Raw genomic sequence first — 15,113 nt, 5'->3', positions numbered from 1 at the left:
TGTTGATAGTGCCGGAAAACGGTGCTGCGATATCTCGCCACACCGTTCGTCATTGCCCTCCATGCGGAAGGAGGAAACCCTTTTCCGCCGGCCAGGTGAGCCAGACGGAGTTGCCCTTGCTCAAGGCCGCGGCAGCCACCTCGTTCGGCACCGAGACCGTGACCTTGGCGCCTTGCCGCGTTGTCAGGTCGAGCCGCGTTGCAGCACCTAGGTAGGTGGAGTTGGTGGCGGTAGCGGCGATCCCATTCTCACCATCTGCCGCCTCGCCCGATATCGACATGTATTCGGGCCGGATCGCCAGGATGGCATCGCCGCGCACGAGTTCGGCCTTGCAGCCCATGCTGACCGCGCGGTCTTCGCACAGGCCAGTCGAGCCATTGCCGGCGGGCTTGACGCCCTTTAGCGGCAGCATGTTGATCTCGCCGAGGAATTCGGCGACGAAGCGGTTGTCCGGCCGGTCGTAGACCTCGTCGGGCGCTCCGACCTGCAGCAGTTTGCCGTGGTTGAAGATGGCAACGCGCGACGACAGCGCCAGCGCCTCGCTCTGGTCGTGGGTAACGAAGACGAAGGTGGTTCCGGTCTCCTGATGCAGCCGCTTCATCTCGGCTTGCATCTGGCCGCGCAGGCCCTTGTCGAGTGCGGAAAACGGCTCATCGAGCAACAGCACGCCCGGCTCGAACACCAGCGCTCGCGCCAGCGCCACGCGCTGCTGCTGGCCGCCCGACAGCTGCGCCGGCAGTTTCTTCTCGTGGCCCTTGAGGCCGACGCGCTCGATCATCTCGCCGACACGGCGCTTGATGTCGGCGGCCGATTTCTTGCGCACCTTGAGTGGGAAGGCGATGTTGGCTTCTACGCTCATATGCGGGAACAGCGCGTAGCCCTGGAACACCATGCCGGCGGCGCGTTGCTCTGCCGGCCGGTCGGTGATGTCGACGCCGTCGCTGAACAGCTTGCCCTCGGTCGGCTGAACGAAGCCGGCAAGGATCATCAGGAAGGTGGTCTTGCCCGAACCGGACGGCCCGAGCAGGGTCAGGAACTCGCCACGGCCGATATCGAGCGACAGATTGTCCAGCGCACGGAACGAGCCGAAGCTCTTGCCGATCCCGATTGCCTTGATCTCTGCGGCACGGCCGGGTTGCTGCATACTGCCCTTTCCCTAACGCTTGTCGAAATCGTAGGCAGGGTGCCGGCTCACCGCAACCGAATAGTTTTCGCCTGATCGGCAAATTCCATTCATCTATGGCGAGATGTCGCCAACTGCCCTCAATATGGCAGAATGCGGTTCTCCGAGAGCTTCGAACGCAGCCATCCCACGAACGCTTCCAGAACCGGATGCGAAGCCTTGGCATGTTCGGAGACCAGGAAATAGGAGCGCGGCGACTTGATCGCTATATCGAACGGCCTGACCAACCGGCCCTCGCTCAGCGCCCGCCGGCTGGTCAGTTCGTCGCCCATGGCGATGCCCTGGCCGGCAATCGCCGCCGAGAAGACGAGGTTCATGTCCGAAAAGAAGATGCCGCCCTCAATGTCGGGGTTTTCCACCTTGGACAGCGCCAGCCAGCGCGCCCAATCCTCGGTGTCATCGAGATGCAGCAGGTTGGCGCGCAGCACGTCCGACGGCCGGGAAAAGCCGCCGATCTTGTTGAGCAGCGTCGGGCTGCAGAGCGGCGTGAACGAGATTTCGCAGAGCGGTTCGACCGCCCGGTTCGGCCAATTGCCGACACCGAACGCAATGAAGGCATCGGCGTCGGCGTTGCTGACATCGTCGAGCCGGCGCGGCGTCAGGATGCGCAGCGCCACGTCGGGATACATCTGCCGGAACTCGCCGATATGGGTGCACAAGAACAGCGAGGCGAAGCCGGGCGTGCAACTGACGGCGAACGAGCCGCCGACGCCGGTGCCGGCATCGCGCGTCACCGCATCGCCCAGAACGGTCAGCGCCTTGCGCACGTCGCTGGCGTAGCGCTGGCCGCGCGGCGTCAGCGCCACGCCCTTGCCGATGCGTTCGAGCAGGTCGAAGCCGAGGTCGCGCTCCAGCAGACGAAGCTGATGGCTAACAGCGCTGCGGGTCAGGTGCAACTCGTCGGCGGCGCGCCAGACGCTGCCGTGGCGGGCGAAGCTGTCGAGCGCACGCAGCGCTTGTGTCGATGGTATACGCAAGGAGCCTCAGGTGAACCGAATTTGCACGAACCGGGAAAACATATCACTTTTTAGCGACCCGCTTCACTGCTTTCTTCTCATGTCATGGAGAAACCGGTGGCCACCCCGGCGCAAGCAACCGCCCTTGCCTGTCTCGACGGCATCCAGCCGTTGTTGTCCGCGTGGACACGCACCATCTTCGATTTCGGCGAAACCGCGTGGCGCGAGTATCAATCCGCCGCCTGGTATGTGGAGCGACTGAAACTCGAAGGCTTTTCCGTCGAAGAAGGCTCCGGCGGCATGCCGACCGCCTTCTGCGCGCATTGGACCAACGGCCCCGGCCCGACCATCGGCATGTACGCCGAATACGACGCGGTGCCGGGCAATTGCCAGGATGCCGCTACGGTCGAGCGTCCGCGCCGGGGACTTGGCAACCAGGCCGGCGGCCATACCGACCCGCATTCCGGCCTCGGGATTTCGAGCCTCGGCGGGCTGCTGGCGACCAAGGCAGCGATGCAGCGCCACGGCATATCAGGCACGCTGCGCTTCACCGGCGAGCCGGCGGAAAAGGTGCGTGGGTCAAAGCCGATCCATGCCGCCAAGGGCTATTATGACGGCCTTGCCGGCATGATCTCCTTTCATCCGTTCTACATGCTGCCGCTCTGCAACACGGCGCGCTGGGACACGCATTGCGGCGCGGCCTACGCGATGATCTACCGCTTCATCTGCGACCAACCGGAGCGCTGGGCCCTGGCTGCGGGTGCCGCACCCATTCCGCAAGCACATTCGGCGGCGCGCGCGCCCGGCGCCAACGACGCATTGATGATGATGTACATGGCCTCCAAGGCTCTGCGCGATTCCATGCTGCCTCACCAGGGCGGCTGGTCGATCAGCGAGGCGATCCTGACGGCGGGGCAAGCGACCGCCGACAATTTGCCGGCGGGGCTGGCCGAGATCCAGTACATGATCCGCGTGCCGACGCTTGCCATGGCCGAGCAGGTCACCGCGGTGCTCGACCGCAATGCCGAGGCGGCGGCAGCGATGAGTGGTTGCCGCATCGAGCGGCATTGGGTGTCGAAGTCACGACCGGGACTTGCCAATCATGCAATGGCCGAGATCGCCTATGAAGCACTGTCGACCGTGGGGCCGCCGCGCTGGGACGAGGACGCCAAGGCAGTCGCGCGCGAAATACAGGTCAATGCCGGGCGCATGGCGAGCGACGAGCCGTTCATCGAAGAGCTGGAGCGCCTGATCGAGCCGCAGGCAGCGGAAGCGATCCTGCGCCGCGACCTGCCGCCCTCGCAGGTCAACTCGACCTCCGACGATTACACCGACATGAGCTGGCATACGCCGACGGCGCGCTTCTATGTCGCCCGCCCGGCGCTGCGTTCGGAAACCGGCTATCCCTATCCGTCATGGGCAATGAATGCATTGGGCGGTATTCCCGCCACCATCGACCCGATGGTGGCCTGCGCCTCCCGCACGATCGCGCTCGCCGCCCTTCGCCTGCTCGAGGACAAAACCGCCCGCGACGCGGCGATGAATGAATTCGTCGCTCGCACCGGTGGCGGAATCGGCGGCTCGAACTGGATCGCGCCGCTCTGCGATTACGAACCGCCGATCCATTTCCGTTGGCCGGAATATGTCACCACCCCGCGCGGACGGGACTGGTGGATACCGAGCATTCCCCAAGCCAAATGACCGCTGATCTGATCACAAGGAGCACCCCATGACCGTTCATGACCGCATTGTCGCCGAGCCGTTTTCGCTGCAGCGCCGCAACCCCGCCGGCGGCACCAAGCCGCTGACCGCCTGGGGCTTCGCCAACGAGACCGACGTGCTGACCGACGTGCTGCTCGGCTCACCCAATTTCCTGCGTCATCTCTCGACTAGCTCGCTGTCGCGAAAGCATCTGCGCGAGGCACCCTGCAACGTGCAGATTGCCCAGGCGCAGCACAAGGACCTTGTCGCCGCCTACGAGCATTTTGGCGTCAACATCCACTGGCACGAGCCGACGCCGGAACTGCCGATGCAGGTCTATTCCCGCGATTCCAGCGTCATGACGCCCTACGGCGCCTTCATCACCGCCATGGCCAACTGGTGGCGGCGCGGCGAGAATTATGCCGCGATCCGCACCTACGAAAAGCTCGGCATCCCGATCTACGACATGGTCACGGCTGGTACGTTCGAGGGCGGCGACTTCAACGTCATCGAGGACGGCGTCGTGCTGATCGGCTGCGGCGGCGCCCGCACGCAGGAGGAAGGCGCGCGCCAAGTACAAGCCTGGTTCGACAAGGAGGGCTGGGAAACCCGCATCGCCTTCATCGACGAATACTACGTCCATATCGACCTGATGGTGGTGCCGATCGCCGAAAAGCTGACCGCCGTCTGCCTCGCCTGCACCGAACCCGGCATCGTCGACTGGCTGAAGGGCAAGGGCCACGAGATCATCGACGTGCCGTTCCGGGACACGATGGCCCTCGGCTGCAACTTCATGTCGCTCGGCAAGGACCGGGTGATCGCGCCGACCTCCAGCCAGACGCTGATCGGCCAGCTCAAGGCGCGCGGCTTCGAGGTCGCGGCCGTCGACATGAACGAGATTTCCAAGACCGGCGGCGGCATCCACTGCATGGCGCAGGCGCTGAAGCGCGAACCGGCCTGAGGAGTGGGATAGCGCTACGCTGCTTCGCTCACATTCGCATCAGCATGATCGGCATCCTGGCGGCCGAGGGTGCAAGGTCGCGCGGGCAAAACGGCTGAGATCGCCGGCTGGCGGCACCGTGTGCCCCGCTTGCGAGTCGGAACGCTGCCCGATGCGAAACTTGCGCGATAGCTAATATAAGCGCACAGTAAAACCGTCTTTTGGGATAGGACAGCTCATCTGCAAATCGGGAGGAAACCATGAACACCATGAGCCTCACCACGCTTGAACGCGGCAAAACGACAGTCGACGCCGCAGCCCTGGAAGCGTTTTCGGCACAATTGCGCGGCAAAATGCTGAGCGAAGGCGATGCCGCCTACGACGAAGCACGAACCGTCTGGAATGCCACGGTCGACCGACGGCCCGGGCTGATCGTGTGCTGCGTCGGCGCTTCCGATGTCGTCAGTGCCGTGAATTTCGCCAGGGAGAACAGGCTTCTCGTCTCGGTGCGCGGCGGCGGCCACAACATTGCCGGAAGTGCGGTCTGCGACGGTGGCCTGATGATCGATCTGTCATTGATGAGATCGGTGCGGGTCGATGTCGCCGCGCGGCGGGCATGGGTCGGGCCTGGCGCGACGCTTGCCGATGTCGACAAGGAAACGCAGGCCTTCGGGCTGGTGGTACCGACCGGCATCAACTCGACCACCGGCATATCCGGCCTGACGCTGGGTGGCGGCTTCGGCTGGATCACCCGCAAATTCGGCCTGACCATCGACAATCTTGCCTCCGTCGATGTGGTCACCGCCGATGGCAAACTGCTCCGGGCCAGCCAGACTGAAAATCCGGATTTGTTCTGGGCGCTGCGCGGCGGCGGCGGCAATTTCGGCGTCGTCACGGCATTCGAGTTCGAACTCCATGAGTTTGGACCGCAAGTGCTGGCGGGGCTTGTCGTCCATCCCTTCGCCGATGCCGAAAAGGTGCTGCGGGAGTATCGCAAGGCGCTCGAGACCGCACCTGACGAGTTGACCTGCTGGGTGGTCATGCGGCAGGCGCCGCTGCTGCCCTTCCTGCCCGCGGAGTGGCATGGCAAGGAGGTTCTGGTGCTGGCCATGTGCTATTGCGGCGACATCGAGGCAGGCGAAAAGGCGACGCAAAAACTTCGAGCCATCGGCACGCCGATTGCCGATGTCGTGGGCCCCAGCCCGTTCACCGGCTGGCAGCAGGCATTCGACCCACTGCTCACGCCCGGCGCCCGCAACTACTGGAAGAGCCATGACTTCACCGAGTTTTCCGAGGAGGCGGCTGCGGTCGTCAGGGGGGCAATAGCCAAGCTGCCGGGACCCGAATGCGAGATATTTATCGGCCATGTCGGCGGCGCGGCAGGTCGCGTCAAGGCGGACGCAACGGCGTTCCCACAGCGCAGTTCGCATTTCGTCATGAACGTTCACGCCCGCTGGCGCGAACCGACGATGGACAAGGCTTGCACCGACTGGGCTCGTTCAATCTACGAGGCGGCCAAGCCTTATGCCGCCGGCACCGCCTATGTGAACTTCATGCCGGAGGACGAGGTCGACCGGGTCGAAGCGGCCTATGGTGGCAACCATCGACGGCTTCTGGAAATCAAGCAGCGCTACGACCCATTGAACCTGTTCCGCATGAACCAGAATTTGCGCCCGAAAGAAAGCCTGCGAGCTGCTTGAGGCGCGCCCGTGCTGCAGTGATAAAAAAGCACACGTCGCCGCTGGAGGCGCGGGCTTTTGCTGTCACATGCTGTTGGCGTCGAGTTGTATTCCCGGCCCGCGCCATCAGCAACAAACCCGATACTGTGTCTTCGCCGCCCTTGTGAGTGCTGGAAAAATGGAGGAATAGTCTTGCGGAATGCATCGCCCTGAAATTGCCGGTTTGCGGTTCTCAGGTCGTGCAATTGCTAGCCGGATATCGAATGGCCAGTCCCGAACCGCGCAAGAGAAGAGGTCCGATCGCCGCCCGGCTGCTGGCGCTCGACGCGTGGATCGATTCCTCGCTCTACGAGATCGGCTTCAAGGCGCGCCAGTTCTGGGAATCGGCGACGATCTTCTCGCGGCGCTTCCGCGTCAACGGCTGGCGCCGTGGCATCATCGAACTGCTGAGCGAAGGTTTCACGCTCGGCGCCGTCGGCATCGTGGTGATGCTGGCGCTGGCCATTCCGGCTTTCCAGGACACTGCCGGCGACTGGCGCGCCCAGGGCGACTTCGCCGTCACGTTCCTCGACCGCTATGGCAACGAGATCGGCCAGCGCGGCATCATCCAGCGCGATTCCGTGCCGGTCGATGAGATGCCCGATCACGTCATCAAGGCGGTGCTTGCCACCGAGGACCGTCGCTTCTTCGATCACTACGGCATCGACGTACTGGGCCTTTCACGGGCGATCTTCGAGAATGTGCGGGCGAACTCCGTCGTCCAGGGTGGATCGAGCATCACCCAGCAATTGGCTAAGAACCTGTTCCTCACCAATGAGCGCACGCTGGAGCGCAAGATCAAGGAAGCTTTCCTGTCGCTGTGGCTCGAGGCCAATCTGTCGAAGAAAGAAATCCTGCAGCTCTATCTCGACCGCGCCTATATGGGCGGCGGCACGTTCGGCATCGAGGCTGCCGCCGACTTCTATTTCGGCAAGAGCGTCAAGGACCTGAACCTGGCCGAGGCGGCGATGCTGGCCGGCCTGTTCAAGGCTCCAACCAAATATGCGCCGCACATCAACCTGCCGGCGGCGCGCGCGCGCGCCAATGTGGTGCTGTCCAACCTTGTCGATGCCGGCTTCATGACCGAGGGTCAGGTTCTGCAGGCAAGGCTGCACCCGGCCGATGTCGTCGACCGCGGCGAACAGAAAAGCCCTGACTATTACCTCGACTGGGCATTCGACGAGGTCAAGAAGATCGCCAAGCCGGGCCAGCACTCGCTCGTCGCCCACACGACCTTCGACGCCAACATCCAAAAGGCGGCGGAAGAATCGGTGGAGTTCCATCTGCGCCAGTTCGGCAAGGAGTATAACGTCACCGAGGGCGCGGTCGTGGTCATCGAGACCAACGGCGCCGTGCGCGCCATCGTCGGCGGCCGCGACTACGGCGCCAGCCAGTTCAACCGCGCCACCAAGGCGCTGCGCCAGACCGGCTCGTCATTCAAGCCCTATGTCTACGCAACGGCGATGGAACACGGCTTCACTCCCAACTCCATTATTTCCGGCGGCCCGATCAGTTGGGGCAGCTGGTCACCGCACAATTACAACGGCGGATCGGCGGGCAACGTCACCCTGATCATGGCAATGGCGAAATCGATCAACACCGTGCCGGTGCGGCTGGCCAAGGATCATCTCGGCATTGGCCCGATCAAGGCCATGGCCGAGGCGATGGGTGTGGAATCGCCGATCGAAGCACACAAGACGATGGTTCTCGGCACCTCGGGCATGACCGTGATGGACCAGGCGACGGGCTACAGCGTGTTCGCCGACAATGGCTTCGTCGGCTCCCGGCACGGCGTCAGCCAGCTCGTCACCCGCACCGGCGAGGTGGTCTATGATTTCGCCAAGGATGCGCCGCCGCCGCACCGGGTGCTGTCGGAGCAGGCACTGAAATCGATGAACACCATGCTGGCGGCAGTGCCGGTGATGGGCACCGCGCGGCGGGCTCAACTTCCCAACATCGTCGTCGCCGGCAAGACGGGCACGACGCAATCCTACCGCGACGCCTGGTTTGTCGGCTTCACCGGCAACTACACGGCGGCGGTGTGGATGGGCAATGACGACTTCACGCCGACCAAGAACATGACCGGCGGCTCGCTGCCGGCGATGGTGTGGCAGCGACTGATGGTCTACGCGCACCAGAATATCGACCTCAAGCCGATCCCCGGCATCGACAAACCTTTCGTCGACGAGGAGATCGCGGCCAAGGCCGAGGAAGCGCTGAAGAAGAGCGACGAACAGGCGGCGGCCAATGCGGCGGCCGAGCGGCCGCCGGTGCTGTCCAGCCGCACGACCCAGACGCTGCGAGACATGACCACGCTGTTCCAGTCGGCCCCCGTCCTCAGTACGCCTCAACCGCCGGAGACGCTGTCGGCGCTGTGATCTTTCCGACTGGGCAGGTCTTTCGACTGGTCCGGGGCGGCAAATCCATCGGCCCGCTTGCCACAAGGCCCCGCGCCGCGATATCCCCGAGCGGCAACTCTTCGTGTTCCCGGCCCCTCATGCTCAAAACTGCCTTCCTGACGCTGCTTTCGCTTGCCATAGCCATCGTCGGCGGTGGCGGCAGCGTCTGGTATGCGCTGAAAGTCCAGGATGGCGTCGGCGCCATCAGGATCGGCCAATGGACGGCCTTTCCCGATATCGGCACCCCGTCCGCCGATCCCTATTCCAAAGCCCGCGTGGCGCGCGAGGGTGTGCTTGCGCTCGGCCGCGCCGAGGGGCTGTCCTTCGTCGCCGAGCGAGACGCGGCCGGCGCCGAGCTCAAGCGCGAATGCACCTACACAATCGAGGGCGGATTTCCGACGGCGCGGTTCTGGACGCTCTATGCCGCCGACCAGTCGCTTGGCGTGGTCGAAACCGGCAAACCCCGGCTGGCGGCGCTGCAATCCTATGGGGTGGTGCGCCAGCCCGACAATTCGGTGATCATTTCCGCCGGCCATGACCCGATGCCGGGCAACTGGCTGCTGACAGACGGCTCCGGCAGGATGTATTTCGTGCTGACCTTCTACGACACGCCGATCGCCAGCAGCACCGGCCTGTCGGACGTCTCGCTGCCGCATATCGTCAAGGTCGGCTGCAATGCGTAGTTTTTACGCTGCGATGCGCGGACTTCTGCATGCCGTCCTGCTCGGTCTGCTCGGCGCCGGCATCGTTCACATCGCCGTGCTGCTGCTGGTGCCCGAGTTTTCCGAACGCGACGCCTGGTCGCGGTTGTCCATGGCGTCGGATCTATACAAGATGACGCGGCTCGATGCCGAGGCCGGTGGGGCGCCCGTGGTGAAATCCGTCGACCCGCTGTTTTACGCGACGGCCTGCCGGTTCGATCTGGGCGAAGGCATGGTCCGCGTCAAGGCACCTGGACATGTCCCGTTCTGGTCGGTCTCGGTCTATGACCGCAGCGGCCACAACATCTATTCCTTCAACGACCACACAGCGACCGGCGGCGTTCTGGATGCCGTCGTGCTGACGCCGGCGCAGATGATCGACGTGCGCAAGGATCTTCCAGAGGATCTTCAGGGGGCGATCTTCGTCGAAGCGCCGATCGAGGAAGGCATCTTCGTCATCCGCGCCTTCGTGCCCGACAGCAGCTGGAAGCCGATCGTGTCGCACTTCTTCGAACAGAGTTCCTGCGAGTTGCAGGACTTCTAAAGCGTGTCGCGTCTGAACGGATTCAGACGACCCGCTTTAGATCTTTGTTTATGCATGTCGTTATCCCAAAACCGAGGTCATTTTTGCGAGACATGCACTAGACATGATCCCGGACGAAAGGTCCGTGGCCGCCGAAACTCAGTGGTGCGGGACCGGTTTTGTTCCTGGCGAGCCCGGCTTGTCGGGATCGACCGGCCGCACTTCGCCGGCACATGGCCGCTCGTAGCGGATGCCGGGAAAGATGATTACAGCCGCCGGCATTTCGACGGTTTGCTTTACTCTGGTGTTTGGTGCCGTACGCGGCACGAAAGACAGTACCATGCCCATGGTTCGCGCATTCCTCTCGGTTTCCCCGGAGCACAACGCAACGCCTCCAAATGTCATTAAGGCCGGCAGAGGGTTAACGGAACGCTAACGGATCGTCGCTAACTTGATCTTTGTCTTGAGGTCAGGAAGTCCTGACCGGGGCGCTCGCGAAACCGGCACAGTCCCGGTCGAGCGCGGCCAAGTTTGTGTCGAGTACGGGCGTATCCTTCGTGTCATCTTCGGACTTCAGGCAAATCGCGGTACGAAAAGACTCAGGAAAGGCCGAAAGGCTGTTCCGCGCCGCGGTGTCGGCATTCTGCTCGCTCACCCGCCCTTCACGCCGTGAGATTGGCCAACTCGAAGACCTGACGCTGCCGCTGTTCGACAATGTGTCCGTCGAATCTCGCCGTTACGTGGCAGCCGCCCTTTCCGAATGCGAATACGCCCCCGCCGCCCTGGTGCGCCGCCTTTGCGAGGAACCGGTCGACATTGCCGCGCCGCTGCTCATCCGCTCACGCGCCGTCAGCGACATCGATCTCATCGCCCTGATCGGGCGACATGGCCTGCCGCATGCGCGTGCCATCGCGCGCCGCAAGAGCTTGAACCCGACCATTGCTGATCTGATCAGGGCCCTCGAGAGGCCAACCCTGGTGCGTGCGCCGGACCCGGATGCGAACGCCGCTGCAGCAGACAAGATCGCGCCAGCGAGCGCGGAAAGCGCCTCCGGCGAGCCCGCCCGAGAACAGGCACTCGGCATCGCGGCCGAGAATGCACGGCGCAGGCTGCGCTCGATGATGCGCACCGGCGACGAGGCGGCAGCGACGAACGCAGATCCTTTCAAGGGCGCCGACACCTATGTGAAATTGCGCGAGACAGCTCTGACGGGAAACGCCGCGTTCTTCCAGACCGCGCTCGCCGATGCACTCGATATCGATTTCGAGATCGCGCGATCGCTCACCGCCAACCAGAATTATGCCTCGCTGCTTGCCGCCTTACGCTCGCTCGACCTCAGCGAAGACAGGGCCTTCCTGATCACGGTTGCCGTCTATCCCAGCCAGTTCCCGCATCCGCAGGCTATCCGGACTTTCCTCGACCGCTACCGGCTGCTGCATCGCGAGGCGGCCCAGGACAAGATGCGGTCGTGGCGGGCGGAAACCCTTTCAAGGGCGGTTCGCGGCGCAGCACCTGCCAACAGCGATACACGCACCGCCTCAAACAGCGACGATGCGGCTGATACCTCCGGTCTCAGGGCGTCTTCACGGAAATAAGCTCCTCGACAGGCACGGTGCCGGCCTCGATCTCGACCACCCAAATGTCGGGATCGAACTTTTTCTCCCTTTCCAGCCTGGCGTCGAGCACCGCGGCATCCTCGCCGGCTCCGAGCAGAGTGAAAAACCGGTCGTCGGGCTTGGCCGAATCATAGCTTGTCTGCGGCGCCGGCCCGAACAGCGCAACCTCACCCAGCCTGCCCCGCGCCAGGACGAACACAGCGCCGGCCTCGGTCGCGCCGCGCTTGACCACGGCGGCAAATCCACCGGCGCTGAAAACCCGGCGCAACAGGGCCGAGACCCACAGATCCGATGTGACACGCATGAGAAAACTCCGCGAATGCATGTCGCCCAAAAGGTGGGTTCCGGTTTTGGAACAACGGCATGCATGAGAACAAGGCAGGCGGGTTCTCTAAAGTAGTTTGCCGTTTCAAGGAAACGGCAAACTACTTTAGCCCTTGTTTGACGCGATTCCGGACGGAAAACCGTTTCACACTTTTCCTGGAATTGCTTTGTCGATATTTCCCCCGCTGGGCGAGCCGTCGTTTCAGCCGTCAGTTGGTCAGGCCGATCTCGCGCATCTTGACGTAGACGATCTCATCGGGCTCGCCGGTCTGCGGCAGCCCGAACAGCGACTGGAATTCCTTGATCGCTGCCTTGGTGCGCGCGCCGACGACACCATCCAGCTGCATGTCGTCATTGCCGAACGCCTTGAGCCCGGCCTGGATCTTGACGATGCGGGCATCGGGCGCTTGCGTCGCGGCATTCGCCTGTCCGGAATTTGTCTGTCCCGAACCTGTCTGCAAAGACACCGGAACGGCGGCCGGCGTATCCGGACGCGGCTGCGGCCTGGGTACCACGGAAGCGGTTTTCGGCGTCGCGCCCAGTTGATCGAGCAGAAGCGCGTCGATCTCGCCGGACGTGTTGAGCCCAACCTTCTGCTGATAGTCCTGGATAGCCTTGCGGGTGTTGGGTCCGGAAATGCCGTCGACCGTTCCCGAATAGAAATCGAGATCCTTCAATATGCCTTGCACCTGCTCGACAACCGGATCGCCCTTGATCGGTGCCGGCGCGCCGGATGGCCGCACGATGTTGAACGTCGTTTCCGGCTCGTCGGGCGCCGCGTGCGGAAAACCCGCAATGCTGCGGGTCGCGAAGAATGCGCCGGCATGCGGGAAAGGCTGGTACCACAAGGCATTTGCGGAGACGTAGAACAGCGTCACCAGGAATGCCGTCGAGCCGCCCACCAGGACAGGGTTGCGCGAGATCATGCCGCCGACGGCGACAGCGCCGTCCTGAAAGGCGTTGCTGCGGCGCTTGACCGCCTTAGCCTGTTTTGCGGAGCGAGCCATTTCTGTCCCCTTTCGCCATCGCCACAGGCATGGTCAGCACGCCGGCCTTCTCCGCCTGATGTCCCTTCGGTCCGTTCACCGGCAGGCTGATGGTCACCGTGGTGCCCTCGCCCGGCATGCTTTCGATGGACATCGTGCCTTCGTGCAGCGCCACCAGGCCCTTGACCAGTGAAAGGCCAAGACCAGTCCCCTCGAAACGGCGGGTATAGTCGTTCTGGATCTGCATGAAGGGCTTGCCGAGATTGGCGAAATCCTCCTCGGCGATGCCGATGCCGGTGTCCCTGACCCAGAAATGCAGGCGCGAACCGATCCGCTTGGCACCGACGACGACGTCGCCGCCGTCGGGGGTGAACTTGATCGCGTTGGAGACCAGGTTGATGAGCATCTGCTGCACGGCGCGCTGATCGGCATTGATGTCGCCGGCGTCCGGCGCGATCTGCGCCCGCAGATCGATGTTCTTGGCCTGCGCCTGCAGCTGCATCATCGACTGGCACATGTCGACCGCTTCCGCGAACCGGAACGGCTCCGGCTCGGTCGCATAAACGCCCGATTCAATCCTGGACACGTCGAGTATCGAGGTCACGACGGCGAGCAGATGCTGGCCCGAATCCCTCACCAGGCCGACATATTCCTTCTGGCGCGGATCCTTGAAGGCGCCGAACATCTCGTGCAGCAGCATATCCGAGAAGCCGATGATGGCATTCAACGGCGTGCGCAGTTCGTGGCTGACCACCGCCAGGAAGCGCCCCTTCGCCACTTCGGCGGATGCGGCCGCCTCATTGGCCGCCGCGAGATCCTCGCGCAACCGGCTGATCTCGTCATTCTCGCGCAGGACGAGCGTAAAGACGTCACCCTGTTCCTCACCACGCACCAGATCAAGCGAGAACGGCCGGTAATTGTCGGCCGTCAGGCTATTGCCGTTCTGAGGCAGCCGGATGCGCAATTCGAGCCGGCGCGACAGCGCACCGTCGCGCATGTCGGCCATTGCGCTGAGATAGGAAACGCGATCCGACAGATGGACGCGATCGAAGAGGCCGTTTCCGGACAGCAATTCGGGCGGCAGTTTCAAAAGCGTGCGCGCTTTCGGCGACGCGTCCAGGACCTCGCCATGGCGGGCGACCCGCAAGACCACCGCATCGATGATGTCTTCGAGCTGGTCGGCAGTGTCGACCACAGCCGCGTCGGCCGTGTTTTGAAACGCCGATGCACGCGGCATCAGTGTCAGCGCCCACGCCAACGGCACCAGCCAGTGCCACGCCGCGATCTGCGCTCCTGCGAACGGGAATACGGTTCCAGCCAAAGGCTGAGCCAGGATGGCGACAGCGGCCGACACGGCTCCCCACAGTGCTGCACGTCGCGAGCCGCCGATCCACCAGGCTTCGAAAGGCAGCGCCAGGACAAGCATGGCGACAGGCGAACCCAACCCGCCCGCGACGGCAATGAGACTGCCGAGCGAAATGCCGGCCAGCACCAGGGCGACCCGACTCGCCATCGCCATCTTGCCGGTCGCCGCCACCAGCAAGGCGACGAACCAGCACAGGCCAAAGGCGGCGAAGATGGCGGCCATGGTGACGGCGACGCCCATGCCTGAAGTGACCAGCGTGACCGCGGCGCCGGCGGCAAGGAAAGGAGCGGCGAGCATGACGCCGATGAAACGGCGCTGGCGCTCGCGGTCGCTCCGCCCAAGGGTGGACGGATGGACCATACGTTCGCAACCGGCCGAAATCGCGGCAGGCAATTCAACGTATCTGGCCTTGATTGAACTCAACTCAACGCACTCGCACTTGTCGTGGACAGCTCTGCTTTGCAGATGGTTCTGGTTGGCTTTGAAACTCGCATCCAGCGTTTAAGGAATGGATAAGGCAGGGCCGACCAAGGCCCTGGCCTGCGGCAAATATCGGGATGCCGGCCGCCGAAAGCACGGGCAAATGCAGCCATAGTAAACGGAGAGTTATCCGGCGACGGCACCTATCGGACAGACGCACACGGCACCCGGACTTCCACATTCCAAGAAAAATACAGGAAAATCATGGGGATATATGGTT

Annotated in this window: 13 protein-coding genes; 7 read left to right on the top strand and 6 right to left on the bottom strand. The window is 63.5% G+C overall.

The features are described from left to right. Window positions 1-49: 49 nt before the first annotated feature. Together NKJ04_RS28495 and NKJ04_RS28490 are read right to left on the bottom strand one after the other, a co-directional pair. Entirely contained in the window at window positions 50-1,144 is a 1,095-nt protein-coding gene (locus tag NKJ04_RS28495) for an ABC transporter ATP-binding protein (protein ID WP_352550669.1), read from the bottom strand. 119 nt (window positions 1,145-1,263) lie between these two features. Further along, the gene (locus NKJ04_RS28490; protein WP_352678663.1) at window positions 1,264-2,160 is read right to left on the bottom strand and encodes a LysR substrate-binding domain-containing protein; all 897 of its coding nucleotides are present in this window, start codon (window positions 2,158-2,160) and stop codon (window positions 1,264-1,266) included. 84 nt (window positions 2,161-2,244) lie between these two features. On the opposite strand from NKJ04_RS28490, the gene NKJ04_RS28485 reads away from it, so the two are divergent. The 6 genes from NKJ04_RS28485 (at window position 2,245) to NKJ04_RS28460 (ending at window position 10,142) form a co-directional block, all read left to right on the top strand. After that, on the top strand, window positions 2,245-3,840 hold the full coding sequence (locus tag NKJ04_RS28485; RefSeq protein WP_352678660.1) for a zinc-binding metallopeptidase family protein: 1,596 nt from the start codon (window positions 2,245-2,247) through the stop codon (window positions 3,838-3,840). Between the two features lie 28 nt (window positions 3,841-3,868). Further along, window positions 3,869-4,801, top strand: a complete 933-nt coding sequence (locus NKJ04_RS28480; RefSeq protein ID WP_352609863.1) for a dimethylarginine dimethylaminohydrolase family protein — start codon at window positions 3,869-3,871, stop codon at window positions 4,799-4,801. Window positions 4,802-5,040: 239 nt separating this feature from the next. Next, entirely contained in the window at window positions 5,041-6,480 is a 1,440-nt protein-coding gene (locus tag NKJ04_RS28475; RefSeq protein ID WP_352678657.1) for an FAD-binding oxidoreductase, read from the top strand. Between the two features lie 242 nt (window positions 6,481-6,722). Then, window positions 6,723-8,876: a transglycosylase domain-containing protein gene (locus NKJ04_RS28470; RefSeq protein WP_023812797.1), complete on the top strand. Its 2,154-nt coding sequence runs from the start codon at window positions 6,723-6,725 to the stop codon at window positions 8,874-8,876. A 119-nt stretch (window positions 8,877-8,995) separates the two neighbouring features. Continuing rightward, entirely contained in the window at window positions 8,996-9,580 is a 585-nt protein-coding gene (locus tag NKJ04_RS28465) for a DUF1214 domain-containing protein (RefSeq protein WP_352678654.1), read from the top strand. Continuing rightward, window positions 9,573-10,142, top strand: coding sequence for a DUF1254 domain-containing protein (locus tag NKJ04_RS28460; RefSeq protein WP_128302988.1), 570 nt, complete (start codon window positions 9,573-9,575; stop codon window positions 10,140-10,142). The genes NKJ04_RS28465 and NKJ04_RS28460 overlap by 8 nt, the downstream gene beginning before the upstream one ends. A gap of 138 nt (window positions 10,143-10,280) precedes the next feature. On the opposite strand, the gene NKJ04_RS28455 is transcribed toward NKJ04_RS28460, so the two are convergent. Beyond that, complete coding sequence (locus NKJ04_RS28455) at window positions 10,281-10,403, bottom strand: hypothetical protein (protein ID WP_352678651.1); 123 nt, start codon at window positions 10,401-10,403, stop codon at window positions 10,281-10,283. 275 nt (window positions 10,404-10,678) lie between these two features. Here NKJ04_RS28455 and NKJ04_RS28450 point away from each other — a divergent pair, with 275 nt between their 5' ends. After that, window positions 10,679-11,716, top strand: a complete 1,038-nt coding sequence (locus tag NKJ04_RS28450) for a hypothetical protein (RefSeq protein WP_352678648.1) — start codon at window positions 10,679-10,681, stop codon at window positions 11,714-11,716. Here NKJ04_RS28450 and NKJ04_RS28445 read toward each other — a convergent pair. The 3 genes from NKJ04_RS28445 to NKJ04_RS28435 form a co-directional block, all read right to left on the bottom strand. Next, window positions 11,694-12,041 (bottom strand): DUF1491 family protein, encoded by a 348-nt coding sequence (locus NKJ04_RS28445; protein WP_128302985.1) that lies wholly within the window; start codon window positions 12,039-12,041, stop codon window positions 11,694-11,696. The two genes, NKJ04_RS28450 and NKJ04_RS28445, sit on opposite strands and share 23 nt — an antisense overlap. A 229-nt stretch (window positions 12,042-12,270) precedes the next feature. Continuing rightward, a complete protein-coding gene (locus tag NKJ04_RS28440) occupies window positions 12,271-13,068 on the bottom strand; it encodes a peptidoglycan-binding domain-containing protein (RefSeq protein WP_023812791.1) in 798 nt (265 codons plus the stop codon). Next, window positions 13,043-14,773 carry a sensor histidine kinase gene (locus NKJ04_RS28435; RefSeq protein WP_352678645.1) on the bottom strand — a complete coding sequence of 577 codons (1,731 nt, stop codon included), beginning with the start codon at window positions 14,771-14,773 and terminating at the stop codon, window positions 13,043-13,045. The genes NKJ04_RS28440 and NKJ04_RS28435 overlap by 26 nt, the downstream gene beginning before the upstream one ends. Between the last annotated feature and the right edge of the window lie 340 nt (window positions 14,774-15,113).

It is taken from the genome of Mesorhizobium sp. M0618, from assembly GCF_040320765.1.
GTDB lineage: Bacteria > Pseudomonadota > Alphaproteobacteria > Rhizobiales > Rhizobiaceae > Mesorhizobium.
The sequence above is the reverse complement of the archived record's forward strand: the minus strand, read 5'-3'. Positions and strand labels throughout refer to the sequence as shown.